The 24743-nt window shown below is 69.8% G+C and carries 20 protein-coding genes; 13 read left to right on the forward strand and 7 right to left on the reverse strand.

What is annotated here, in order from left to right; all coding sequences use genetic code 11:
* Positions 1-61 precede the first annotated feature (61 nt).
* The 10 genes from uvrC (at position 62) to LR393_RS04325 (ending at position 10557) form a co-directional block, all read left to right on the forward strand.
* Positions 62-2098 (forward strand): excinuclease ABC subunit UvrC, encoded by a 2037-nt coding sequence (uvrC, locus tag LR393_RS04280; RefSeq protein WP_231481687.1) that lies wholly within the window; start codon positions 62-64, stop codon positions 2096-2098.
* 341 nt (positions 2099-2439) lie between these two features.
* A complete protein-coding gene (gene rapZ, locus LR393_RS04285) occupies positions 2440-3381 on the forward strand; it encodes an RNase adapter RapZ (protein ID WP_231481693.1) in 942 nt (313 codons plus the stop codon).
* On the forward strand, positions 3378-4355 hold the full coding sequence (locus LR393_RS04290; RefSeq protein ID WP_231481699.1) for a gluconeogenesis factor YvcK family protein: 978 nt from the start codon (positions 3378-3380) through the stop codon (positions 4353-4355). The genes rapZ and LR393_RS04290 overlap by 4 nt, the downstream gene beginning before the upstream one ends.
* 109 nt (positions 4356-4464) lie before the next feature.
* On the forward strand, positions 4465-5445 hold the full coding sequence (whiA, locus tag LR393_RS04295; protein WP_231481708.1) for a DNA-binding protein WhiA: 981 nt from the start codon (positions 4465-4467) through the stop codon (positions 5443-5445).
* Positions 5446-5695: 250 nt separating this feature from the next.
* Entirely contained in the window at positions 5696-6703 is a 1008-nt protein-coding gene (gap, locus tag LR393_RS04300) for a type I glyceraldehyde-3-phosphate dehydrogenase (RefSeq protein WP_231481715.1), read from the forward strand.
* Between the two features lie 5 nt (positions 6704-6708).
* A complete protein-coding gene (locus LR393_RS04305) occupies positions 6709-7920 on the forward strand; it encodes a phosphoglycerate kinase (protein WP_231481717.1) in 1212 nt (403 codons plus the stop codon).
* Positions 7920-8726 (forward strand): triose-phosphate isomerase, encoded by an 807-nt coding sequence (tpiA, locus tag LR393_RS04310; RefSeq protein ID WP_231481719.1) that lies wholly within the window; start codon positions 7920-7922, stop codon positions 8724-8726. The genes LR393_RS04305 and tpiA overlap by 1 nt, the downstream gene beginning before the upstream one ends.
* Before the next feature lie 138 nt (positions 8727-8864).
* Positions 8865-9119 (forward strand): preprotein translocase subunit SecG, encoded by a 255-nt coding sequence (gene secG / locus LR393_RS04315; RefSeq protein ID WP_231481725.1) that lies wholly within the window; start codon positions 8865-8867, stop codon positions 9117-9119.
* 52 nt (positions 9120-9171) lie between these two features.
* Positions 9172-9522: an RNA polymerase-binding protein RbpA gene (locus tag LR393_RS04320; protein ID WP_285598766.1), complete on the forward strand. Its 351-nt coding sequence runs from the start codon at positions 9172-9174 to the stop codon at positions 9520-9522.
* A gap of 117 nt (positions 9523-9639) precedes the next feature.
* On the forward strand, positions 9640-10557 hold the full coding sequence (locus LR393_RS04325) for an LLM class flavin-dependent oxidoreductase (RefSeq protein WP_231481728.1): 918 nt from the start codon (positions 9640-9642) through the stop codon (positions 10555-10557).
* Between the two features lie 197 nt (positions 10558-10754).
* On the opposite strand, the gene LR393_RS04330 is transcribed toward LR393_RS04325, so the two are convergent.
* Positions 10755-11474, reverse strand: a complete 720-nt coding sequence (locus tag LR393_RS04330) for a class II aldolase/adducin family protein (RefSeq protein WP_231481730.1) — start codon at positions 11472-11474, stop codon at positions 10755-10757.
* Complete coding sequence (gene otnK, locus LR393_RS04335; protein ID WP_231481731.1) at positions 11471-12763, reverse strand: 3-oxo-tetronate kinase; 1293 nt, start codon at positions 12761-12763, stop codon at positions 11471-11473. The genes LR393_RS04330 and otnK overlap by 4 nt, the downstream gene beginning before the upstream one ends.
* Positions 12764-12908: 145 nt before the next feature.
* On the opposite strand from otnK, the gene LR393_RS04340 reads away from it, so the two are divergent.
* The 3 genes from LR393_RS04340 to LR393_RS04350 are packed head-to-tail and all read left to right on the forward strand — an operon-like array spanning position 12909 to position 16433.
* Positions 12909-14264 (forward strand): hypothetical protein, encoded by a 1356-nt coding sequence (locus LR393_RS04340; RefSeq protein WP_231481732.1) that lies wholly within the window; start codon positions 12909-12911, stop codon positions 14262-14264.
* Positions 14261-15613, forward strand: coding sequence for a GntT/GntP/DsdX family permease (locus tag LR393_RS04345; RefSeq protein ID WP_231481734.1), 1353 nt, complete (start codon positions 14261-14263; stop codon positions 15611-15613). The genes LR393_RS04340 and LR393_RS04345 overlap by 4 nt, the downstream gene beginning before the upstream one ends.
* A 16-nt stretch (positions 15614-15629) precedes the next feature.
* Positions 15630-16433 (forward strand): DeoR/GlpR family DNA-binding transcription regulator, encoded by an 804-nt coding sequence (locus tag LR393_RS04350; protein WP_231481735.1) that lies wholly within the window; start codon positions 15630-15632, stop codon positions 16431-16433.
* A gap of 42 nt (positions 16434-16475) precedes the next feature.
* Here the strand turns inward: LR393_RS04350 and LR393_RS04355 are convergent, their stop codons facing one another.
* The 5 genes from LR393_RS04355 to LR393_RS04375 all read right to left on the reverse strand — a co-directional run bounded on the left by LR393_RS04355 (position 16476) and on the right by LR393_RS04375 (position 24685).
* Positions 16476-17891, reverse strand: a complete 1416-nt coding sequence (locus LR393_RS04355; protein ID WP_231481737.1) for a VCBS repeat domain-containing M23 family metallopeptidase — start codon at positions 17889-17891, stop codon at positions 16476-16478.
* 30 nt (positions 17892-17921) lie between these two features.
* On the reverse strand, positions 17922-19388 hold the full coding sequence (locus tag LR393_RS04360; RefSeq protein WP_231481739.1) for an FG-GAP repeat domain-containing protein: 1467 nt from the start codon (positions 19386-19388) through the stop codon (positions 17922-17924).
* 222 nt (positions 19389-19610) lie between these two features.
* Complete coding sequence (locus LR393_RS36170) at positions 19611-21218, reverse strand: GGDEF domain-containing protein (protein ID WP_231481740.1); 1608 nt, start codon at positions 21216-21218, stop codon at positions 19611-19613.
* A gap of 279 nt (positions 21219-21497) precedes the next feature.
* Positions 21498-22751 (reverse strand): low temperature requirement protein A, encoded by a 1254-nt coding sequence (locus LR393_RS04370; RefSeq protein WP_231481742.1) that lies wholly within the window; start codon positions 22749-22751, stop codon positions 21498-21500.
* A 407-nt stretch (positions 22752-23158) separates the two neighbouring features.
* Positions 23159-24685: a serine/threonine protein kinase gene (locus tag LR393_RS04375; protein WP_231481748.1), complete on the reverse strand. Its 1527-nt coding sequence runs from the start codon at positions 24683-24685 to the stop codon at positions 23159-23161.
* Positions 24686-24743: the final 58 nt, after the last annotated feature.

Genomic DNA, 24743 nt, shown 5'->3' on the forward strand with positions numbered 1-24743 from the left:
GTGGGGACCGCTGCCGGACGGCGGGACAGAACTGTCGGTGGGGGCACTTAGTGTGGTGGCCGTGGCTGATCCCTCGACGTACCGACCTGCCGTCGGAACCATCCCCGAGCAACCGGGTGTCTACCGGTTCCGTGACGACTCCGGGCGGGTCATCTACGTCGGCAAGGCCAAGAGCCTGCGGCAGCGGCTGAACTCGTACTTCGCCGATCCGGCCGGGTTGCACCCGCGCACCCAGACGATGGTGTTCACCGCGGCGAGCGTGGAGTGGACCACGGTGAACACCGAGGTCGAGGCGCTCCAGCTGGAGTACTCCTGGATCAAGGAGTACGACCCGCGGTTCAACGTGAAGTACCGCGACGACAAGTCCTACCCCTACCTGGCCGTGACCATGGGTGACGAGTTCCCGCGGGTGCAGGTGATGCGCGGGGCCAAGCGCAAGGGCACCCGTTACTTCGGGCCGTACGCGCACGCCTGGGCCATCCGCGAGACCGTCGACCTGCTGCTGCGGGTCTTCCCGGTGCGCACGTGCAGCAACGGCGTGTTCAAACGGGCGGGTCAGGTGGGGCGTCCGTGCCTGCTCGGCTACATCGACAAGTGCTCGGCGCCGTGCGTCGGCAAGGTCACGCCCGAGCAGCACCGGCGGCTGGCCGACGACTTCTGCGACTTCATGGGCGGCAAGACCGAGCGCTACGTGAAGCGGCTCGAGCGCGACATGCTGCAGGCCTCGCACGACCTGGAGTTCGAGCAGGCGGCCCGGCTGCGCGACGACGTCCAGGCGCTGTCGCGGGCGATGGAGAAGAACGCCGTGGTGCTGGCCGACGGCACCGACGCCGATGTGTTCGCGCTCGCCGACGATGAGCTCGAGGCCGCCGTGCAGGTGTTCCACGTCCGCGACGGCCGGATCCGCGGTCAGCGCGGCTGGGTGGTGGAGAAGGTGGAGGACGTCACCACCGCCGACCTGGTCGAGCACCTGCTGCAGCAGGTCTACGGCGACGTGAACGGTGAGGCGGTGCCGCGCGAGGTGCTGGTGCCGCACGAGCCGCCGCTGCTGGACGAGGTGGAGAGCTGGCTGGCCGGTCTGCGGGGTTCCCGGGTCGAGGTCCGGGTGCCGCAGCGTGGTGACAAGCGCACGCTGATGGAGACGGTGGCGCGGAACGCCGGGCAGGCCCTGACGCTGCACAAGACCCGCCGGGCGGGCGATCTCACCACCCGCTCGAAGGCGCTGCAGGAGATCCAGGAGGCCCTGGAACTGCCCTCGGCCCCGCTGCGCATCGAGTGCTACGACATCTCGCACATCCAGGGTTCCAACGTGGTCGCGTCGATGGTCGTGTTCGAGGACGGGCTGGCGAAGAAGTCCGAGTACCGCAAGTTCACGATCAAGGGCCTGAACGGCACCTCCGACGACGTCGCCTCGATCCGGGAGGTGATCACCCGGCGCTTCCGGCGGTACCTGGGGGAGAAGGAGGAGGAGGCCGCGCTGGCGGCGGGCGCCGACCCGGCCACCGGCGAGATCCTCGACGAGGCACCGTCCCTGGAGGAGGACGGCGTGCCTCCGGGCATCGACCCGCAGACCGGCCGGCCGAAGAAGTTCGCCTACGCCCCGAACCTGGTCGTGGTCGACGGTGGCGCCCCCCAGGTGGCGGCCGCCGCGACGGCGATGGCCGAGCTCGGCATCGAGGGCGTGGCCCTCTGCGGTCTGGCCAAGCGTCTGGAGGAGGTCTGGATCCCGGACGACGAGATGCCGGTGATCCTGCCCCGCTCCAGCGAGGGGCTTTACCTCCTGCAGCGGGTGCGCGACGAGGCGCACCGTTTCGCTATCACCCACCACCGCCAGCGTCGCAGCACCGCGATGACGGCCAGCGAGCTGGACACCGTGCCCGGCCTGGGGCCGGCCCGCAAGAAGGCACTGCTGGCGCACTTCGGATCGGTGAAGAAACTGCGCGCGGCCTCGGTCGAGGCCATCGCCTCGGTGCAGGGCGTGGGACCGAAGGTGGCCCAGTCGGTGGTGGACAGCCTCAATCCCCCCGATACCGCTTCGGGGGCGGCCACGGAGAACCGGCCCGCGATCGACATGGCCACCGGGGAGCTGCTCGACTGACGCGCGTCCCGCTGTCCGGAGAACTGCTCGGCCGGCGGCTTCCCGGTCTGCCGTGGCTTTCCGGGGACTGCTCGGTGGACGGCTTCGTGGGCTCGATCTCCGCTGCTCGAGGGAGGGGGTCCGCACCGATCGGCCGGTTCTGCCAGGACCCGGGAATCGGCTAAGAGTGGTCGCGACGCACCAGGGGGCCCACCGGTCCAGTACCGGAAGTCCTACGGGTCAAGGGCCGCCAGGGCCCTCCTGCACGAGCCGGACCGCAGGGGCGCAATAATGACCAGCCCCCACGAATCCGGCACGACATCGACAGCGAACAGACATCCGACAGGTTTGGAGAGCTACAGGTGACGACCACCCCGGAGGCGAACGGGCCGACGGAGCCGGAGGGCCGTGCGGAGCATCGCGCGGAGCAGACCGGTTCGGCGACCACGTCCGAACTGCTCATCATCACCGGCATGTCCGGGGCCGGGCGCAGCACCGCGGCCAAGGCCCTCGAAGACCTCGGCTGGTACGTCGTCGACAACCTGCCGCCGCAGCTGATCGCCGAGCTGGCGATGCTCGCGGGCTCGGCCGAGCCCCGCGTCCGGCGCATTGCGGTGGCCGTCGACGTGCGGGGGCGCTCGTTCTTCAGCGCCCTGGCCGACGCCGTGTCCACGGCCGAGAACAGCGGCATCCGCACCCGCCTGCTGTTTCTCGACGCCACCAACGAGACCCTGGTGCGCCGGTTCGAGTCGGTCCGCCGGCCGCACCCGCTGCAGGGCGACGGTGCCCCGCTGGACGGCATCCGCGCCGAGCGCAAGGTGATGGGTGAGCTGCGGGGCAACGCGGACACCCTGATCGACACCTCGCGCCTGAACGTGCACGAGCTGGCCAGCAAGATCATCGCGATGTTCGGCGACGAGGGCGACCCGGCGATCCGGATCCTGCTGATGTCGTTCGGGTTCAAGTACGGCCTGCCGCTGGACGCCGACCAGGTGGCCGACGTGCGCTTCCTGCCCAACCCGTTCTGGGTGCCGGAGCTGCGCACGCACAACGGGCTGGACGCCGACGTGGCCGACTACGTGCTGGGGCAGGAGGGCGCAGCCGAGTTCGTCGACCGGTACGCCCTGGCCCTGCAGCCGGTGCTGGCCGGCTACGTGCGGGAGAACAAGCGCTACGCCACGATCGCCGTCGGCTGCACCGGTGGCAAGCACCGTTCCGTCGCGATCACCGAGCTCCTGGCCCAGAAGCTGGAGGGCGACGGGGTGGCCGTCACCGCTGTGCACCGTGACCTGGGGCGCGAGTGAGCCCCACCTCCTCCGGCCGGGGCCCGAACGTCGTCGCGCTCGGCGGCGGGCACGGCCTGGCGGCGTCGCTGTCGGCGCTGCGGCACCTGACCGACCGGCTGACGGCCGTGGTCACGGTGGCGGACGACGGCGGCTCGTCGGGGCGGCTGCGGCGCGAGTTCGGCGTGCTGCCGCCCGGTGACCTGCGGATGGCGCTGTCGGCCCTGTGCGACGACAGCGAATGGGGCCTGCTGTGGCGCGACGTGCTGCAGCACCGCTTCGCCAGTGCGGGCGCCATGAACGACCACGCCCTCGGAAACCTCCTGATCGTCACCCTCTGGGAACTGCTCGACGACCCGGTCAGCGGGCTGGACTGGGTGGCCCGGCTGCTCGGGGCCCGAGGACGTGTGCTGCCGATGGCCGCGGTACCCCTGGACATCGAGGGCACGGTGCTCGGCATCGACCCGGACGACCCCGCGGGCCTCACCACGGTGCGTGGTCAGGTCGCGGTGGCGACCACCCCGGGGCGGGTGATCGGGGTGCAGCTCAGCCCGAACGATCCACCGGCCCGGCCGGAGGTGCTCGAGGCGGTGCGCGACGCCGACTGGGCTGTGCTCGGCCCCGGCTCCTGGTACACCAGCGTGCTCCCGCACCTGCTGGTGCCGGAGCTGGCCCGGGCCCTGGCGCGGACCGAGGCCCGGATCTGCCTGACGCTGAACCTGGGGCAGCAGCCCGGGGAGACCGACGGTTTCTCGCCCGAGAACCATCTCGAGGTGCTGGCCGCGCACGCCCCCGACCTGCGGATCGACGCCGTCCTGGTGGACCCGTCCCAGATCGAGGACGCGGTGTCACTGGAGCGCGTGGCGCGGGGGATGGGTGCGGTCGTCGTCAGCCGGGACGTGGCCATCGGTGACGGTACGCCCCGGCACGACCCTCTGCGCCTGGCCGCTGCTTACCGTGACCTGTTCAGCGGGGCGATCGTCCCGAACAGGTGAACTGCTCCCGGCAGAAGGGCTGACGCCGGACGGGCATTCGAAGGGGCTCCCGTCCGGAGCTTTCACAAGCGCACGAACCATGCTTGCGCACGGTGGCAAGATGCTGTTCATGGCATTGACGGCACTGGTCAAAGACGAATTGAGTCGGCTGCAGGTCACCAAACCCTGCTGCCGCAAAGCCGAGGTGTCGGCAACCCTCCGGTTCGCCGGAGGGCTACACATCGTCGGGGGCCGCATCGTCGTGGAGGCCGAGCTCGACACCGCCCACGCGGCCCGCCGGCTGCGCAAGGACATCAGCGACGTGTTCGGCCACACCAGCGACATCGTCGTGCTGGCGCCCGGCGGCCTGCGCCGCGGCAGCCGGTACGTGGTCCGCGTGATCCGTGACGGGGAGTCACTGGCCCGGCAGACCGGTCTGGTCGACGGCCGCGGCCGCCCCGTCCGTGGGCTCCCGCCGCAGGTCGTCTCCGGCGCCACCTGCGACGCCGAGGCCGCCTGGCGCGGCGCGTTCCTGGCCCACGGCTCGCTCACCGAGCCGGGCCGCTCCAGTGCCCTCGAGGTGACCTGTCCGGGCCCGGAAGCGGCCCTCGCGCTGGTCGGCGCCGCGCGCCGGCTCGGCATCCAGGCGAAGGCCCGCGAGGTGCGGGGCGTGGATCGCGTGGTGATCCGCGACGGCGACACGATCGGCGCCCTGCTCACCCGCCTCGGCGCGCACGACGCGGTGATGGCCTGGGAGGAGCGGCGGATGCGCCGCGAGGTGCGGGCCACCGCGAACCGCCTGGCGAACTTCGACGACGCGAACCTGCGGCGCTCCGCCCGGGCCGCCGTGGCGGCCGGTTCGCGGGTGGAGCGGGCCCTGGAGATCCTCGGCGACGAGGTTCCCGAGCACCTGCGGTCCGCCGGCCGGCTGCGCCTGGCCCACAAGCAGGCCAGCCTGGAGGAACTCGGCCAGCTGGCCGAGCCGCAGATGACGAAGGACGCCGTGGCCGGCCGGATCCGCCGGCTCCTGGCGATGGCCGACAAGCGGGCCTCCGACCTGGGCGTGCCGGGCACCGACGCGAACCTGACGCCGGACATGCTCGACGCCTGAAAGTCCTTGACAGGCGCTTCAAAGGTGACCGGAGACAGACCGGGACCACCGGCGCGCCAGGTGACCGACGTCCTTCATTCATGGACTTTTGGCCCCCCGATCACCCTGAAATCCCGGGTCCGGACGTGGGACCCGGCAGGGTGCTGTCTGGACACCTGCCCCCGAAATGCACCGCGTAGGGTGAGTGCTGCACACCACAAATCAGCGTCGGGCCTCCCGGCGCTCTGTGGCTGACGAGAGGAAACGACAAGTGACTGTTCGCGTTGGCATCAACGGCTTCGGCCGCATCGGCCGTAACTTTTTCCGCGCTGCCCGGGCGGCCGGTGCGGACATCGAGATCGTTGCCGTCAACGACCTCACCGACACGAAGACGCTCGCCCACCTGCTCAAGTACGACTCGATCCTGGGTCGTCTGGATGCCGAGGTGAGCGTCTCCGGTGACGACATCGTCGTGGACGGCAAGGCCATCAAGGTCCTGGCCGAGCGTGAGCCGGCCAACCTGCCGTGGAAGGACCTCGGCGTCGACGTCGTGGTCGAGTCCACCGGCTTCTTCACCGACGCCACCAAGGCGAAGGCGCACATCGACGGTGGCGCCAAGAAGGTCCTGATCTCGGCCCCGGCCAAGAACGAGGACCTGACGATCGTGTTCGGTGTCAACCACACCGAGTACGACCCGGCGAAGCACCACATCGTCAGCAACGCCTCCTGCACCACGAACTGCCTGGCCCCGATGGCGAAGGTGCTGAACGACACGTTCGGCATCGAAAAGGGCCTCATGACGACGATCCACGCCTACACGCAGGACCAGAACCTGCAGGACGGTCCGCACAAGGACCTGCGTCGCGCCCGCGCCGCCGCGCTCAACATCGTGCCGACCAGCACCGGTGCCGCGAAGGCCATCAGCCTGGTGATCCCGGCCCTGAAGGGCAAGCTCGACGGCTTCGCGCTGCGCGTCCCGGTCCCGACCGGCTCGGCCACCGACCTGACCTTCGAGGCCGCTCGTGAGACCACGGTCGAAGAGGTCAACGCCGCGATCAAGGCCGCCTCCGAGACCGAGGCGCTCAAGGGCATCCTCAAGTACACCGAGGACCCGATCGTCTCCAGCGACATCGTGACCGACCCGCACTCGTGCATCTTCGACGCCGGCCTCACCAAGGTCATCGGCAACCAGGTCAAGGTCGTCGGCTGGTACGACAACGAGTGGGGCTACTCCAACCGCCTCGTCGACGCCGCGGTACTCGTCGGCACCGGTCTCTGAGTTTCATGAAGACCATCGACGACCTCACCGCCGAGCTCGGAACCCTTTCCGGCAAGCGCATCCTGGTCCGCAGCGACCTGAACGTGCCGCTGGACAAGGAGACCGGAGCGGTGACGGACGACGGCCGGATCCGGGCGTCGCTGCCGACCTGGCAGCGACTCCTGGACGCGGGCGCGAAGGTCATCGTCGTGGCGCACCTCGGCCGGCCGAAAGGCGTTCCGGAGGCGAAGTACTCCCTCGCCCCGGCGGTCGAGCGGGCCAAGGAGCTGCTGCCCGGGGTGACCATCACCCTGGCCCAGGACACCGTGGGCGAGTCCGCGCAGGCCGCGGTCACCGCCCTCGGTGACGGCGAGCTGCTGGTGCTGGAGAACCTGCGTTTCAACGCGGGGGAGACCAGCAAGGACGACGCCGAGCGCGGTGCGTTCGCCGACCAGCTCGCCGCTCTGGCCGACGGTTTCGTGAGCGACGGCTTCGGCGTCGTGCACCGCAAGCAGGCCAGCGTCTACGACGTCGCGCAGAAGCTGCCGCACGCCGCGGGTGGCCTCGTGCTGGCCGAGGTCGAGGTGCTCAAGCGCCTCACGCAGACCCCGCAGCGGCCCTACGCGGTCGTGCTGGGCGGTTCGAAGGTGTCCGACAAGCTCGGCGTCATCGACAACCTGCTGAACACGGCCGACCGGCTGCTGATCGGCGGAGGCATGGTGTTCACCTTCCTCAAGGCCCAGGGTCACGAGGTCGGCAAGAGCCTGCTCGAGGAGGACCAGCTCGACACCGTCCGCGGGTACATCACGCGGGCGCAGGAGCAGGGCGTGGAGCTGGTGCTCCCCGTCGACGTGGTTGCGGCCACGGCCTTCGCGGGCGATGCCGAGCACGACGTGGTCGCCGCGGACGCGATTCCGGCCGACCGCCTGGGCCTGGACATCGGCCCGGAGTCCGGCAAGCTGTTCGCCGCCAAGCTGGCGGACTGCGAGACGGTCTTCTGGAACGGCCCGATGGGCGTCTTCGAGCTGGAGGCGTTCAGCCACGGCACCCGTGCGGTGGCCCAGTCGCTCGTCGACTCGTCGGCGTTCAGCGTCGTCGGTGGCGGGGACTCGGCCGCAGCGGTGCGCACGCTCGGCTTCGACGAGAAGGCCTTCGGCCACATCTCGACGGGCGGCGGCGCGAGCCTGGAATTCCTGGAGGGTAAGACCCTTCCGGGCCTGACCGTCCTGGAGAACTGATGGCTAAGTCCGACGAGAAGAGCCGCATCCCGCTGATGGCGGGGAACTGGAAGATGAACCTCGATCACTTCGAGGCGGCTCATCTGGTGCAGAAGCTGGCGTGGACCCTCGACGACGCGAAGCACGACTTCGACGTCGTCGAGGTGGCGCTGATCCCGCCGTTCACCGACCTGCGCTCCGTGCAGACGCTGGTGGACGGCGACAAACTCGGCTTCAAGTACGGCGCACAAGACCTGTCGCAGTACGACAAGGGCGCGTACACCGGGGAGATCTCCGGGGCGATGCTCGCGAAGCTGAAGTGCACCTACGTGGTGGTCGGCCACTCCGAACGCCGGCAGTACCATTACGAGGACGACGCCGTGGTCAATGCCAAGACCAAGACGGCCATCAAGCACGACCTCATCCCGATCGTCTGCATCGGTGAGGGGCTCGAGGTGCGCAAGGAGGGCCGTCAGGTCCAGCACTGCCTCGCCCAGCTCGACGCCGATCTGGCCGGCGTTCCCGCCGACAAGGTCGCGTCGCTCGTGATCGCCTACGAGCCGGTCTGGGCGATCGGCACCGGCGAGGTCGCCACCCCGGACGACGCGCAGGAGGTCTGCGCGGCGATCCGGAAGCGGATCGGCGAGCTCTACTCGCCCGATGCCGCGGCTGCCGTCCGGGTCCTGTACGGCGGTTCGGTCAAGGCGCAGAACGTGGCCGGGATCATGGCGAAGGAAGATGTCGACGGTGCACTCGTCGGCGGCGCCGCGATCGATCCGGGTGAGTTCGCGTCAATTGTCCGCTATCGGGACCATAAGACAGTCTGAGCCTGACGCTCAGGTCTGGTAAAAACCGCGTGTCCGGCGGCGCGCGGCCTCCGATCTGTCCGATCGGGGGCCGCGCATCGCCTACGCTGTGACTTCAAAGTGCTTCCCAGATCGAGCAACGAGATAGAGGTCCGCGTCGTGTCCGTGCTACGCCTGAGCCTTCAGGTGCTTCTCGTCATCACCAGCCTCATCCTGACGCTGCTGATCCTTCTCCATAAGGGGAGGGGCGGTGGGCTGTCGGACATGTTCGGTGGTGGCATGTCCTCCAGCATGGGCAGCTCCGGGGTCGCCGAGCGCAACCTCAATCGCTTCACGATCGCGATCGGCGTCACCTGGGCAGTGGTGATCGTGCTGCTCAACCTGATCTACAGGTTCTTCCCCGACGCGTTCTGAACGACATAACTGCAACCGGCGCGAGTCCGGGTACTGAAGGAGAGGATTCACGGTGGCGAGTGGCAACGCTATCCGCGGTAGCCGAGTTGGCGCCGGGCCGATGGGAGAGGCGGAGCGGGGCGACACGGCCCCCAGGTTCCGCGTCTCCTACTGGTGCGCGAACAAGCACGAGACCAAGCCGAGTTTCTCGGAAGAGGCGGGTGTGCAGCCCCCGGAGACCTGGGACTGCCCCCGTTGTGGTTTCCCCGCAGGGCAGGACCGCACCACGCCGCCGTCTCCGCCCCGCAACGAGCCTTACAAGACGCACCTCGCGTATGTGAAGGAGCGTCGCAGCGACGCGGACGGCCAGGCGATCCTGGAAGAGGCGCTGGCCTCTCTGCGGGCCCGCCGGATCATTCGCTGAGATTCCGCGAATCCAGGCACTGACGATCGGCTCCCGGCATCGTGCCGGGAGCCGATCGTCGTTTGGCGCTGGGTGGTGGTTCCAGAACTGTCGGTGGTCGCGGGCATGATGTCCGTCATGACCTCGATCGCTGAGAACACCCGTACGACACCGCCGCGGCTGGGAATCGCCTTCGTGCCGGTCGTTCCTCCCGAGCGCTTCCGCTCCATCGTCCTGGCTGCCGAGGAATCGGGGCTGGACGAGCTCTGGGTCTGGGAAGACTGCTTCAAGGAGAGCGGGGTCGCCACCGCCGCAGCGGCCCTGGCCTGGACCGAGCACATCCGGGTCGGCATCGGCCTGATGCCCGCCCCGCTGCGCAACGTGGCGCTCACCGCCATGGAGATCGCCACCCTGTCGCGGATGTTCCCCGGCCGGCTCATGCCCGGAGTGGGTCACGGTGTGCAGGACTGGATGGGGCAGGTCGGCAACCGCGCGGTCTCACCGCTCACCCTGCTGCGGGAGTACTCGACCGCGCTGCGCCGGTTGCTGCACGGCGAGAAGGTCACCGTCGACGGCACGTACGTGAAGCTCACCGACGTGGCGCTGGACTGGCCGCCGAGCCCGGTGCCGCTGCTGTACGTCGGGGGTGAGGGCCCGAAGACGCTCACGCTGACCGGTGAGGTCGGTGACGCCACGATGCTCAGCTGGGCCGGCGACGACGAGTCGATCCGCCGGCGCGTGCAACTGGTGCGCGACGGGCTGGCAGCCGATGCCAAACCCGGCGCCCTCGGCCCGCACGAGATCACGATCGGGCAGATAGCGGCGACCGGTCCCGGTTCCCAGGCCCGGGTGGACGCCGAGCTCCCGATCTGGGGACGCACGCCGGGCCCCGGTGACGGGGTGGCCGGCGATGCGGCCACGATCGCGGCCGATGTGCTCCGGCTCGGCGCCCTGGGCTGCACCACGGTCATCCTTCAGCCCACGTCGGACGAGCCCGATCTTGAGGGCTTCATCCGCTTCCTGGGGCAGGAGGTGCGGCCGTTGCTTGCGGGGTGAGATGGGGGGCGACTCGGCGCGGGAGTGGTCGTGCCCGCGAGTGGTGTGGCTGTGCCCGCGAGGTGGGCCGTGCCTGCGGGTGGTGTGGCTGTGCCTGCGGGTGGTGTGGCTGTGCCTGCGGGTGAGGTGGTCGTGCCTGCGGGTGGCGTGGCCGTGCCTGCTGGTGCTGGGGTCTCAGTCGGTGGGCTGGTCCTGTCTCAGCTGGCGGAGCCCCAGTAGCTGCCGTACTTCAGGGCCAGTTCCTCGGCTTGAGCCGTGGTGAGGAGGCGGGGGGAGTGGCCGGAGGTGAGGAGGGTGAGTTTGCAGGCCTCCTCCAGTTCCACGGCGGCGTTCATGGCGGCGGACAGGGTGGACTGGGCCACCACTGATCCGTGATTGGCCAGCAGGGCCGCCCGGAAGGGGAGGTCCAGGGCCTCCAGTTCCTCGGCCTGGGCGATGTCACCGGGCGGGGCGTAACCGATGAGGGGGGTCTGGCCCACCCGCATCACGAAGTACGGGGTGATCGGGGCGACGGCGCTGGATTCGGACCAGGGGGTGAGGCAGGCGGCCGCTACGGCGTTCACGCTGTGCAGGTGCACCACCGCGCCGGCATCGGGGGTGCGGCGGTAGAAGGCCCGGTGCAGGGTGAACTCCTTGGACGGCTTCGGGCCCGCCAGATGTTTTCCGGACAGGTCCAGCACAGCCAGGCGTTCGGGGTCGAGCGCGCCCATCGACTCGTTCGTCGGGGTGAGCAGCATGCGGTCACCGAGGCGCACGCTGATGTTGCCCGAGGTGCCCGGGCTCAGGCCGAGTTCGACCAGCCGGCGGCCGGTCTCGACCAATTCGGCCCGGGCCGCGGCTTCGTCCGGGGCGGTCGTCCGGTCGGCGGCTGTCGTCTCGTCCGGTGCCGTTGTTCCTTCTGGCGAAACACTGCTCATGACAGCACCGTCCAGGCCCCGCTCATCAGATCCTCGTCCCCGAAATTGCCCGACTTCAACAGCAGATTCATCACCCGCCCGCGCGAGTCGCCCTGGGCCCAGGTGACTCCCGCGGCGACCGGCTGGCCGATCACGAGTTCTCGTACGTTCAGGGCCGAGACCACGGCCCCGGAGGTCTCGCCGCCGGCCACGATCATCTGGCGGCACCCGGCGTCGGCGAACTCCGACGCCAGGCGGGACAGGGCCTGCTCGACCAGGTCCGAGGCCGGGACCTCGCCCGCTGCCGCAGGTTGCACGTCCGACAGTTCCCCGACCGCGTAGACGAGCACCGGCTTCTCGCTGTCCTGCTGCCATTCCCGCACGGCCCAGGTGCGCAGCCCGGCCACGGCACCCTCGAAATCCGCGCGCAGCGCGGCGATGTCGAGTCGGCGGTGCGGCATCAGCGCCTGGGCGTGGGCGATCTGGCCCCGGGTGGCCGCCGACGCACTGCCGGCGAGCACCGCCTTGGGTCCGCCGTGGGCGGACAGCCGGACGGGCGGGGCCCCCGGACCACTGAGACCGAGCGCCAGGCCGGAACCACCGGTGATCAGCGGAAGGTCGGCGGTCGCGGCGGCGATGGTGACCAGATCATCCTCGGACTGGGCGTCCACGACCACGGCGACCACTTCGTCCCCCCTTCGCAGGGACTCCGATCGCAGCGACTCTGATCGCAAAGACTCTGATCGCAAAGACTCCAGAGCCTCCCGCAGGCCGCCCGACCGCACCGTCCCCAGACCGACCTGCACGACCGACGCCGTGCTCTGCGCGGCGAGAAGCCGGGGCACGTCCGAATCGGTCATCGGGGTGAGCGGGTGGTGGCGCATAGGGCTCTCACCCAGGGGCGTCCCGTGCACGTACAGCTGCCCGTCGACGACCGTGCGGCCGGCTGCGGGGAACGAGGGCACCACGACGGTGAGCGACGTGCCCAGATCCGAGGCCAGGGCGTCGAGGATCGGCCCGATGTTGCCGGCCGGCGTGGAGTCGAACGTCGAGCAGTACTTGTCGTAGATACGCGTGGCACCCATCCGGCGCAGTGCGCGCAGCGCGGTACGGCTGGCCGCCACGGCTGCCGACGGTTCGATGGTGCGGGTCTTGAGAGCGATGACGACCGCGTCGGCCTGTTCGGGCAGAACGGTCAGCCGCTCGTGGCTGGGTACGCCGATCGACACCACGGTGCGGAAACCGCGCGCGACCAGCGCCATCGCCAGGTCGGTCGCGCCGGTGAAGTCATCGGCCAGGGCGCCGAGCACGCGTCCCTCCAGAAGTCATTGAGACAATGTGTGAAATCAAGTTACATCAGTTGACGCTCATGTGAATCGTGGTTAGCGTCTCGCCACACCTCACCGTCGAGGCCCAACACCCTCGGCGGCCCGAACGACCTTGGTTAGGAACACCATGAACCTCGGGTTGCTGCTGTCCCAGCACGAACCGGCTGTCGTCCGCTATGCCCTCTCCGGAGCAGGCGGCGGCTTCGGTCGCACCCTTCTGGCCCAGACCCTTCTCATCGACGCCCTGCGCCCCTCGCTGCTGTGCGACGTCGACGTGGAGAAGGTGCACGCGCTGTGCGTCGAGCTCGGCTACGACGACCTGGCGATCTGCCGGACCGCCGACGAGGTCCGGGGCGCCACGGCCGGGACCGTCATCGTGCCCAGCGCCGACCTCCTCGACCCCGACCGGTACGACGTGCTCGTCGAGGGCACCGGCAGCCCGGCCCACGGTTACCGGATGGCCCGCGCCGCCCTGCTGGCCGGCCGTCACGTCGCGATGGTCAGCAAGGAGGTGGACTCGGTCACCGGCGTCGAGCTGGCCCGGGTCGCCGCCGAGAACGGCGTGGTCTACACCCCTGCGGACGGCGACCAGCCCGCGAACCTGCTGGCCCTGGTCAGCTGGGTCCGCACGCTGGGCCTGGAGATCGTGGCGGTCGGCAAGTCCGGTGAGTACGACGTGGTGCTGGACGGTGACGAGATCCGTTACCTCGACATCACGATCCCGGCGGGCGAACTGCCCCGATTGATGACGCTCGGGGTCAGCCCCGGCGAAACGCTGGCACGGCGCGCGGAGGCGGTGAAAACGCTCAAACTGCGGGCTGCGGCTGACCCCTGCGAGATGGCCGTCGTCACCACGCACGGCGGTTTCGTCCCCGACACCGAGTCGATGCACTACCCGCTGGCCCGGATCAGTGAGCTGGCCGACATCTACTCGCTGCGGGAGGACGGCGGCATCCTCGCGAAGAGCGGTGTGGTGGACGTCTTCACGGTGCTGAGGAGGCCCGACGAGGCGAGCTTCGGCGGTGGCGTCTTCGCGATCGTGCGCACCGGCGACCCGGAGACCTGGAAGCTGCTCGAGGGCAAGGGTCACGTGGTCAGCAAGAGCGGCAAGTACGCCTGCCTGTACCTGCCGTACCACGTGATGGGCGTGGAGACGCCGGTCTCGCTGCTCGCGGCGGTCCGGCTGGGGATCGGCTCGGGGGTGGCCGCACCACGCCAGAACGCGGTGATGGCGGGGCGGGCGCGTACCGGCCTGCCGAAGGGCACCGTGCTGCACATGGGTGGCCATCACCACGAGATCGACGGCGTGGAGCCAGTTCTCCTGCCCACGACCGAGGCTGCGCCGAACCCGGCGCCGTTCTACCTCGCCGCGCACGCCACCCTGGCGCGGGACGTGGAGGCCGGCGAGCTCATCACGTTCGAGGACCTGGCCGACGCGGACGCCGACCTGGTCGCCGCCTGGACCCGGGGCCTGCGCGCATGAGTTCCGAGATCGTCTCCCTGCTCTGGGCGCTCGCGGCCGTCGTCGTACTGATCCTGATGATCACGCGGGCGAAACTGAACCCCTTCCTCGCCCTGTCGATCACCGCGATCGCGCTCGGTCTGGTCAACGGCCTCACCCCGGGCGAGGTGATCGACGCGTTCAAGGACGGTGTCGGCGCCATCCTCGGCGGTACCGCCCCGACCATCGGCCTGGGCGTGATCCTCGGCAGCCTGCTGCTCGGCTCCGGCGGTGCGGACAAGATCGTCGACTCGTTCCTCGGTCGGCGTCCGGTCGCCTGGATCCCGTCGCTGATCTGCGTCGCGGCCGTGATCATCGGTCTGCCGCACCTGTTCGACGTCAGCTTCGTGATGCTCGCGCCGCTGGTCTACACCGTGGCCCGGCGCCGCAACGTGCACCTGTTGTGGGTCGGCCTGCCGCTGGCCTCCGGCCTCTACGTGTCGCACGGCCTGCTGCCCCCGCACCCGTCACCGACCGCCGCGGTCAGCGCCTACGGTGCCAACACCGGTCTGACCATCGCCTACGGCCTGATCATCGCCGTGCCCACGGCCATCGTCTGCGGCCCGCTGTTCACCCGGTTCGCCCGGCGCTGGTTCGGTCCGGCGCCAGACCTGGACGGTGGCCCGGCCCCGGTCACCGACGTGGAACCGGAACGGCCGGGTCGGCCGGTCTCCCTGGCCCTGAGCCTGATCTCGGTGCTGATGCCGCCGGTGCTCATGCTCATCGGCACGATCGGCACGGCGAACACCGCCGAGGGCACCGCCCCCTACAACGTGTTCGAGGCGTTCAACGACTCGATCATCTCGCTGCTGGTGGCCGTGGTCTTCGCGTTCTTCGCCCTGGGCCGGCGCAGTGGTTTCTCCGCCGGTCAGCTGCAGAAGATGTCGGGCAAGGGCCTGGCCGCCGTCGGCCCGATCATCCTGATCCTGGGTGCGGGCGGTGCGCTGAAGCAGATGTTCACGGCCACCGGGGTGGACGCGATCATCGCCGACCACGCCGGCAGCTGGTCGATCCCGGCGGTGGTGCTGGCCTGGGTCGTCGCCGCGCTGCTGCGCATCTGCCTGGGCTCGGCCACGGTCGCCACCACGGCCGCCACCGGCATCGTGGCACCGCTGCTGGCCGCCGACCCGACCCTGTCGCCGGAGCTGCTGGTGCTGGCCACAGCCTCCGGATCGGTCATGCTCTCGCACGTCAACGACTCCGGGTTCTGGCTCTTCAAGGAGTACTACCAGCTCAGTGTGAAGCAGACGTTCCGTACCTGGACGCTGATGCTCAGCATCCAGTCGCTGATCGGTCTGGCCGGTGTGGTGGTACTCAGCGCGGTGATCTGATGGACTGGGCGACAACATGCCCGAGGAACTCATCGAAACCCCGCTGATCCCCGACCAGCGCCGCGAGCTGCTGCTGCGGCACCTCCAGCGCGAGCGCGTGCTGTCGGTGCACCAGCTCACCGACCTGCTCGAGGTGTCGCACATGACCGTGCGCCGCGACATCGCGACCCTCGAGCGGGAGGGCCGGGTCGTGCCGGTGCCCGGCGGTGTCCGCATCGCCGGGGCCACCCGGCATCTGCAGGCCGAGGCCTCGCGTCACGACAAGGCCATGGTCGAGCCCGCGGGCAAGGCGGCCATGGCCGCCCGGGCCGCCGCCGAGGTGCTCACCGACCGGATGACCGTCTACCTGGACGCCGGCACCACGCTCGCCCAGCTCGTGCCGCACCTCGTGCAGCTGAGTGGGATGACCGTCGTCACCAACGATTTCGCCGTTGTCGACGAGCTGCTCGCGTCCCGGGCCGATGTCGAGGTGATTCACGTCGGGGGGGCGGTCGACCGGCAGAACCGTTCCAGTGTGGGTGTTCTGGCCACCGCGATCCTCGAGCGGATCGCCCTCGACGTGGCCTTCATCTCCAGCAGCTCGTGGGACCTGGGGCGCGGCGTCACCACGCCCTACCCGGACAAGGTCGCCGTCAAGCAGGCCGCCATGTCCAGCGCGACCGAATCGGTACTTGTGGCAGGGAGTTCCAAGTACGGGCGGTTCGGTATGTACCGGGTCTGTGAGCTGCCGCAGCTGTCGCTGGTGGTCACGGACTCCGGTCTGGACCCGGCCGATGCCCAGGCCGTTCGCGAGGCGGGGGTGAACCTGGTGCAGGCCTGAAGGTTCGGGGCACCGGACGGCGCCCCGGACCTTCAGGGATGATCAGGCGAGGTACAGCACCCCCTGGCCCTCATGCCCCAGGTAGGCCTGCCAGCCGGAGGAGATGGCTCCCTGGTCGGCGAAGTAGGTGCCGGTGTTGGTGCGCACGGTGAGTTCGCCGCTGGTCTTGAGCACGAACATGTCGTCCAGGCCGTCGCCGTCCCAGTCGGCGAAGTACAGCCGGCCCTGACCGGCGTCACCGAGGTAGTTCTCCCAGCCCGAGGACTTGATGCCCTGGTCGGAGAAGTGCTCCCCGGTGTTGGTGCGGATGTCGAGGTCGCCGTTCTGCTTGAGCACGAACATGTCGTCGCGCCCGTCACCGTTCCAGTCGGCGAACGAGATCCGGCCCTGGCCCTCGTGACCGAGGTAGGCCTCCCAGCCGGAGGAGACGGCTCCCTGGTCGGCGAAGTAGGTGCCGGTGTTGGTGCGCACGGTGAGTTCGCCGCTGGTCTTCAGGACGAACATGTCGTCGAGGCCGTCGCCGTTCCAGTCGGCGAAGTAGAGCCGGCCCTGGCCCTCGTGGCCCAGGTAGGACTGCCAGCCGGAGGACTTGATGCCCTGGTCGGAGAAGTGCTCCCCGGTGTTGGTGCGGATGTCCAGGTCACCGGTCGGTTTGAGGACGAACATGTCCTTGCGGCCGTCGCCGTCCCAGTCGGCGAACGAGATCCGGCCCATGTCCTCGTGCCCCAGGTAGTTCTCCCAGCCGGAGGAGTAGGTGCCCTGGTCGGCGAAGTAGGAACCGTTGTTGACCCGGGCGTTCAGGTCGCCGTTGGTCTTGAGCACCATCAGGTCGGTCTTCGCGTCGCCGGAGAAGCTGGCCCGCTGCGGTCCGCAGCCGTTCTTACTCTCCAGGTTGCGCCACTCCTTGCCGACGCCCGGGCCGTAGGTCTTACCGTTCCAGGTGATCGCGACCCGCTCGGCGTTCTCGGTGCCCCAGGTGAAGACGCCGTCGTCGTTGGCGTCGTAGCCCTGCTCGAAGTGCAGGTGCGGCACACCGTTCGAGGTCGGGCCGGTGTGCCCGATCCGCCCGATCGTCTCGCCCTGTTTCACCGTGTCGCCGATCGAGACGGACCGCGACTGCATGTGGATATAGGTGGTGAAGTTTCTTCCACCGTGGTCAATCTGGACCATGTTGCCAGCATTGTCGTGGAACTTGGACTGCACCACCGTGCCGTCGGCCGGGGCGACGATCCGGGAGCCCTCGGTGTCGTCCTGAGGCTCGGCGACGATGTCGACCGCGGGGGCATGGGTGTCGTCGTAGGTGTTGACCCGCCACTTGGTGCCGCAGGGGAATGGCATCTGGTAGTCGGGTGTCGCCGCCTGGGCCGGTACGGAGGTGGCGACCAGGGCGCCGGCGGCGATCAGGCCCGCGGTCAGCGTGGTGACGCCGGTGCGGATCCGGGAACGTCTCGTGGACAAAGGATTTCCTTTCAAAGGGGGAGAAGACGATCAGGACAGGTAGAGGACGCCTTGGCCCTCGTGGCCCAGATAGGCCTGCCAGCCGGAGGAAATGGTGCCCTGGTCGGCGAAATACGTTCCGGTGTTGGTGCGCACGGTCAGTTCACCGCTGGTCTTCAGCACGAACATGTCGTCCAGGCCGTCCCCGTCCCAGTCGGCGAAGTAGAGCCGGCCCTGCCCGGCGTCGCCCAGGTAGGACTGCCAGCCGGAGGATTTGATGCCCTGGTCGGAGAAGTGCTCGCCGGTGTTGGTGCGGATGTCGAGATCGCCGGTGGGTTTGAGGACGAACATGTCGTCGAGTCCGTCTCCGTTCCAGTCGGCGAACGAGATCCGGCCCATGCCCTCGTGGCCCAGGTAGTTCTCCCAGCCGGAGGATTTGATGCCCTGGTCGGAGAAGTGAGTGCCGGTGTTGGTGCGGATGTCCAGGTCGCCGGTGGGTTTGAGGACGAACATGTCGTCGAGTCCGTCTCCGTTCCAGTCGGCGAACGAGATCCGGCCCATGCCCTCGTGGCCCAGGTAGTTCTCCCAGCCCGACGAGATGGTGCCCTGGTCGGCGAAGTAGGTGCCGTTGTTGGTGCGGACGGTGAGTTCGCCGTTGGTCTTCAGCACGAACATGTCCTTGCGGCCGTCGCCGTTCCAGTCGGCGAAGTAGAGCCGCCCCTGGCCCTCGTGGCCCAGGTAGGCCTGCCAGCCGGAGGAATAGGTGCCCTGGTCGGCGAAGTAGGAGCCGTTGTTGACCCGGGCGTTCAGCTCTCCGTTGGTCTTGAGTACCAGCAGGTCGGTCTTCGCGTCGCCGGAGAACGAGGCCGCGGGCCGGTCCTGGGCGGCGTCCCAGACCGCGTCGACGATGCGCCCGGCGTCGGCCGCCTGGGCCTGATAGCGGTCCGGGTAGGCCGAAACCTGCACCGCCTGGCAGACTTCCCCGACCGGGGCGCTCTGCCAGGAGTTGTTCGGGTACTTGTCCTCCATCTTGTTCAGGAACGCGGTGGTCGCCCAGGTGGCGTTCGTGCGGTTCGCCACGCTGCCCCACGACGCCCGCTGCTGGAACAGGCCCAGGCTGTCGTGGTCGGTCTCCTCGGTGTAGTTGTGCAGCGTCGACTCGACGATCGCCGTGGTCACGGCGATCACTCCGGCCTGTCGGGAAAGACCTCGATCACGAACGGTTTTCACGATCATTCGGGCGCAGGACGCCTGGTAGGCGGTGATTCCGCCGGACAGGCCGCCGGTCAGCCGGCCGTCCAGCGAGTTCGCCGCCGTGGTGTCGGCAGACTTCGTCCCGTCCGGGTCGCAGGCGGTGGTGGAGATCGCGGCGATGCCCGCAGGGGTGTCGACCGGTCCCACCACGGGGACGTCGGCAGCCAGCGCGGAGCCGGCCGGGCCGGCCACGAGAAGGCAGGCAGCCAGGGCGAAAGTCATGGTGCGGTGAGCGGGCAAACGGGTGCCCACGGTTCTCGACAAAGTGGTCTCCAGGACTGGATGAACGGGAAAAAGGATGTGGTGCAACCAGTCACAGCCGCCCCCACGGCTTCGAGTGACTCGGTGCGAACCCCCGCCGAAGTTCTATCCCGGCATGGCTCAAAAAACAACCATTGCGGTGGTTGTCCTTTTTCGGCACTATGTGAAGCGAGGTCGAGCCGGGGGGCGACGACCCAATCAGCCTTTGGGGGGCTCGTTCACTTGCTAGAAGTCTGTGCAGATCCGGTTGCGTCCGGCCGACTTCGCGGCGTAGAGCTGTGCGTCGGCGCGGGCGAGCAGGGAGGAGGGGGTGTCCTCGAGAACGGCCGTGGCCATTCCTCCGCTCAGCGTGATGATGCGGCCCGGGGTGATCGGTGTCCACCCGTAGTTCTCGACGGACGCCCGCAGCGACTCGGTGATCCGCAGGGCCTCGTCGCGGTGGTCGGTACTGAGGATGAGCAGGAGTTCCTCACCACCCAGCCGGGCCGCGAAGGAACCCGTGACCGCAACCGGGGCGACCGCGTCCTCCAGCAGCCGGGCCACCGTGCGCAGCACCTCGTCACCGACCTCGTGCGAGAACGTGTCGTTGACGGACTTGAAGTGATCGAGGTCGAGCAGGGCCACGCTGAGCACGCCGGACGTGACCATCTGGTTGCGCAGCAGCCCGCTCAGGCGTTCCTCGACGTAGAGCCGGTTGCGCAGGCCGGTGAGCGGGTCGCGGCGGGCCTCCTCGCGGTAGCGCGCCGCCTCCTCGCGGGCCGTGACCGTCTCGAAAATGGTCTGGCGGGCGCGGGCCTGGGCCTCCCGCTGCTGGGAAAGCAGTTCCTGGTCGGCCTCGTAGAACTCCTTGTGAGTCTCGAACGCCGCCCGATAGTCGCCCAGCGCGGCCTGCACCTCGGCCTCCTCCTTGAGGATACGGGCCTTGGTACGGCCGTAGGCCTCCGAGCTGACCAGGTCACGGGCCCGGCCCAGGGTCTTCGCGGCGAGCTCGGCCTCGCCCAGACCTCGCTGGGCCACAGCCAGGGTGAGCAGGTACTCGGGCAGCGCGTCGCCGGCCTTCACCTCCAGCTGCTCGGCCGCGTCGACGGCCTGCTGCGCCGTCTCGGCGGCCGGGCCCGGTTCGTCGCGCAGCAGGTGGATGCGCGCCACCGTGTCCAGGGCGTCGGCGTTCAGCGGGCGCCCGTAGTGCCGGCCCAGAGACATCAGAAGCCGGGCCTGTTCCAGAGCGGTGTCTCCGTCCCCGGACTCCAGCGTGCTGTAGGCCCGGTTGTTCACCACCAGCATGTGCATGCGCCCGTCGCCGGTGGCCAGTTCCTCGGCCCGGGCGTACCAGATCATCGAGTCCTCGTGGTCGCCGAGCTCGTCCAGCAGGTCGGCGACCTTGATGAGCACCCGGGTGCGCAACCGGCGCGAGACCCCGTCGGTGAACGCGCCGACCGCGTCCATCACGTGCTCCAGCGCCGTCGGCCGGTCGCCGAGGTCGGTGTAGATGCGGGCCGTCAGCCAGCACGCCCGCACGGTGTGCTCCGCGCCCAGCGGTGCGTGCGCGTCGCGGGTCTGGTTGACGATCGCCGCGGCGGCGGCCGGCTCCCCGTCCCGCTGGTAGGCCTCGGCCTGCCAGAGCAGCGCGCTCACGGTGGCGTCGTGATCACCGAGTTCCTCGGCCCGTTCCTGGAGGCCGCGGGCCCGGTCCAGGGCGCGGGCCGGGTCCAGCCCGACGGCGTCGTCCAGGGCCGCGAGCTCCTCGGCCAGCCGGGCGCGTTCCTCACCGAGGCTGAGCCCGGCAGCAGGGGGTACGGGCCGGCCGTCACGGGGCTGGTTCACCTCGATCACACCCCGCGCCTTTCTGACGGTCCGTTCATCGGGACATCGGTCCCTGGAATGCCGTTCTTGACCGGTCCGGTCCGTTCTCGACCCCACCGGCGGCGGCGGGCCCGAGGGTTGTCACCCGGCCGGGAGCAGCGCACGAGGGATTGTCCAGACTGTCCCGCACCTTCGGGCAGCATCGGCACGGCACCGGGCCATTATGGCCACTGCCACCCCGAATGCACGGTGCGTGAGGTTTTCCGCGTGTCCGCCGGTCACCCCGGACCGGACCGGTTCAGGCCGGATTCAGGTCTCGGTGGTCGCGATGTGGCCGCGCTGCTGCTGCCAGGTGCCGGCGGCCACCCCGGCGATCATCGCCACCGCCAGGCCCAGAGCGGTCAGGGTCGGGCTCAGCGGCAGCAGGCTGATCCCGATCACGACGGGGAGCGTCGCGACCGGCCACGGCCAGGCCGCGCTCCAGCGCCCGGCCGAGCCGGCCATCACCAGGGCGACACCGGCGACGAACAGCCCCACCCCCACGCAGAGCGCCGCCCGGCCGCCGGGGGAGAGGTCCCCGACCGGGTGCAGCACGTACTCCTCCACACCGACACCGACACTGGCCAGGCCGAGGAACAGCGGCAGATGGCCGTAGACGTACCGGTCGTGGGTGGCGGAGGCCCGGTTGTCGTTCTTCTGCAGGATGCGGTGCTTGCTCGCCGCCCCGCCCAGGTCGAAGTAGGTCCACCACAGGGCCGCGGTGATCACGAAACCGATTGCGGCGGTGGTGAACGAGGCCAGGCGCCAGTCGGTGTCGTGCAGGCCGACCACCACGGAGGCGATGGACTCACCGAGCACGAGCATGGCGAACAGGCCGAACCGGTCGGGCAGGTGCTGCTCGTGCAGCGGGATGCGGTTGCCGAAACGGGTCGCCAGCAGCGGGGCGGTGGCCTCGATCAGCAGGCCGGCGGCCCACAGGGCGTAGCGGGCGGGGCCGGGGACGGCCAGCGACACCGACCACAGCACGGCGCTGACGGCGGTCGCTCCGAGGTAGAGGTCCAGGGTGCGGCGGGCGTCCGGGACGTGGTGGTGGGCCCGGGCGTAGAGCGCCATCAGCAGGACCTGCGAGCCGAGATAGCCCGCCGCGAAGTAGACCGAGCCCGAGGTGGTGGCGCTCGAGGAGGCTGCGGCCATCACCGCGACCGCGAACGTCTGGCCCAGTTTCGCCAGCCGGTAGGGCACGTCGTTGGTGTCGAAGCGGTTGGAGTAGAGCGTGGTCGTGACCCACGACCACCAGACCACGGTGAACAGCCCGGCGAAGACCCCGGCCCCGTGCCAGCTCAGGTCGTGCGCGAAGGCACTGGTGAGCTCGGCGACGACCAGCACGTAGGCGAGGTCGAAGAACAGCTCCAGGCGGGACGCGGACCGGTCCTCACCGGTGCGCAGCCGGGGCGGCTGGATCAGCGCATCGGCCTGACGGGCACCACCTTGCCCGTCATTGTCCTGCTGGTCTGGGTCCTGCTGATTGCTCTGTTCCTGGTTGTGCTCCGGCTCCGCCGGCATGTCCGACCTTCCCTGGTGCGCCGTCGTCCCCGCCCCCGGACGGGGCCCTGGGAACCTGGCCCATCCTCGGGCCGCGCCACCGGGGCCGCCTTTCGACACGAATCAGGCGGTCGCGCCGCGGGCACCTCGCCGGACCATCAGCGCGGCCGGCTCCCGGGCCCGCCGGGCCTCGCGGCGTGCCGGGGCGGGTGAGCCGGGCGTACAGGTGCACCGGCACGCCGGGGCGGTCGGGACGGCGCGCCGGCGGGGTCGAGCTGCCGGAGGTGAAGACGCGCACGAACACGAAGACCACGAACCCCAGGAACAGCGCCGCCACCAGGGGCAGCAGTACCGTCATCACGATCAGTGGGGTGGACATGTGCTCTCGAGGCGCCGGGTTCCGCGGATGTTGCTCCCGGCGCCCGGATTCACCCGGGCAGGTGCCAGACCTGGTTCAGGTTGCTGCCGCTGCAGTCCCACATGATCAGTGGGTCACCGGCCGCCGGCTCGTTGGTCGTCGTGGTCAGGCAGCGCCCCGACCACGGGTTGCGCACCTCGTCGCCGACCGCCTCGAAGATCTGGGCCCGGGTGCCGTTGCACTCCCACAGCTGCACCGTGAGACCGTTCTGCACCTCGTTGGCGCCCAGGTCGAGACACCGGTTGCCGGTCTTCAGCCCGCGCTCGGCGGTGTAGTCCCACTGCTGCAGCTCGGACCCGTCGCACGGCTGGATCGTGGGCAGGTCACCGTTGGCCAGGCTGCCGGGCGCGGCCAGGCAGTTGCCGTTGGGCCCGGTCAGCGTCCGCACCGGCTGGTCGGTCTCGGCCGGGGCTTCGGAGGCCGGTGTTTCGGAGGTGGCGGGCGTGACGTCGGCCGGGCCGGCCGAGCTGGCCGGGCTGCCCGAGGCCTTGTCGTCCGCGTCGGCGCCGACCCCACTCACGAGCCAGGTCCCGATCAGCGCGACGCCCAGGACGACCGCCAGGAGCCCGGCGCCGACCAGCAGCGGACGGCGGCTGCGGGCGGACGGGGTGGCCGGGGCGGAGTAGGCCCGGGTGGCCCCGAGCGCCGGGGGCACCGTCGCCGGCGAGGTCCCCGGCGCGGGAGTCGCTCCCCTCCCCTTGAGTATCTGCTGGTAGAGCTGGTTCTCGATCAGTCCCGTCTCCGGCCGGCACCGCAGCACGATCTCCTCGGCCCCGGGACGCGCCGAGGGGTCGGGGTTGCTGCAGTCGCGGATCAGGGCGGCCAGGTCGTCGGGCACCCCGGTGACGTCGACCTCGCCGCTCATGCTGCGCCGGCTGACGGCGAAACCGCTGCCCACGCCGTACGGGGCCCGGCCCGTGGCCGCCTTCGCGATCGTCGCAGCCAGCGCGAAAACATCCGCCGCCGGGCCGATCTCGTGGCCGAGCAGGGCCTCGGGAGCGGTGTACCCGGGGGTGCCGACCGTCATCCCGGTCTGGGTGAGCCCTTCCTGGTCCTCACCCCGGGCGATCCCGAAGTCGATCAGCCGCGGACCGGTCACCGAGAGAATGATGTTCTGCGGCTTCAGGTCGCGGTGGCAGATGCCGTGCGCGTGGATGTCGACCAGAGCCTCGGCGAGCGCCGCGAACAGGCCCCGGGTGACGTCGGCGTCGAGTTGGCCCTGGTCGCGGATGGCCGCGGCCAGCGTCGGGCCGGGCACGTACTCCGTGGCCATCCAGTAGGGCGTGGTGGTCACGTTGTGGTCGATCAGCGCGGCGACGAAGGCGTTACGCACCGTCCGGAGGATCTCCACCTCCCGCCGGAACCGGTTCAGGACGTCCGGGTTCTCCTCGAACTGAGTGTTGATCACCTTCACCGCCACCGGCCGGCCACCCGGTGTGCTCCCGAGGTAGACGCGCCCCATGCCTCCCTGGCCCAGCCGCCCGGTGATGCGGTACCGGCCGATCGACGACGGATCGGAGGCTTCCAACGGCTGCACGAACGGGCCCCTGACGGTAGTGGATGACGAGCGGATGGCGGCGTAAAAGCCCGCACAT

Source organism: Kineosporia mesophila, from assembly GCF_021129235.1.
Lineage (GTDB): Bacteria > Actinomycetota > Actinomycetes > Actinomycetales > Kineosporiaceae > Kineosporia > Kineosporia mesophila.

Bases quoted from the DNA above. Each gene is read 5' to 3' on its own strand.
- LR393_RS04370 (WP_231481742.1), bottom strand. From the start codon at position 22,751: ATGCCGGCGGAGCCGGAGCACAACCAGGAACAGAGCAATCAGCAGGAC.
- LR393_RS04305 (WP_231481717.1), top strand. From the start codon at position 6,709: ATGAAGACCATCGACGACCTCACCGCCGAGCTCGGAACCCTTTCCGGC.
- LR393_RS04350 (WP_231481735.1), top strand. From the start codon at position 15,630: ATGCCCGAGGAACTCATCGAAACCCCGCTGATCCCCGACCAGCGCCGC.
- tpiA (WP_231481719.1), top strand. From the start codon at position 7,920: ATGGCTAAGTCCGACGAGAAGAGCCGCATCCCGCTGATGGCGGGGAAC.
- LR393_RS04340 (WP_231481732.1), top strand. From the start codon at position 12,909: ATGAACCTCGGGTTGCTGCTGTCCCAGCACGAACCGGCTGTCGTCCGC.
- LR393_RS04345 (WP_231481734.1), top strand. From the start codon at position 14,261: ATGAGTTCCGAGATCGTCTCCCTGCTCTGGGCGCTCGCGGCCGTCGTC.
- whiA (WP_231481708.1), top strand. From the start codon at position 4,465: ATGGCATTGACGGCACTGGTCAAAGACGAATTGAGTCGGCTGCAGGTC.
- LR393_RS04330 (WP_231481730.1), bottom strand. From the start codon at position 11,474: ATGAGCAGTGTTTCGCCAGAAGGAACAACGGCACCGGACGAGACGACA.
- LR393_RS04325 (WP_231481728.1), top strand. From the start codon at position 9,640: ATGACCTCGATCGCTGAGAACACCCGTACGACACCGCCGCGGCTGGGA.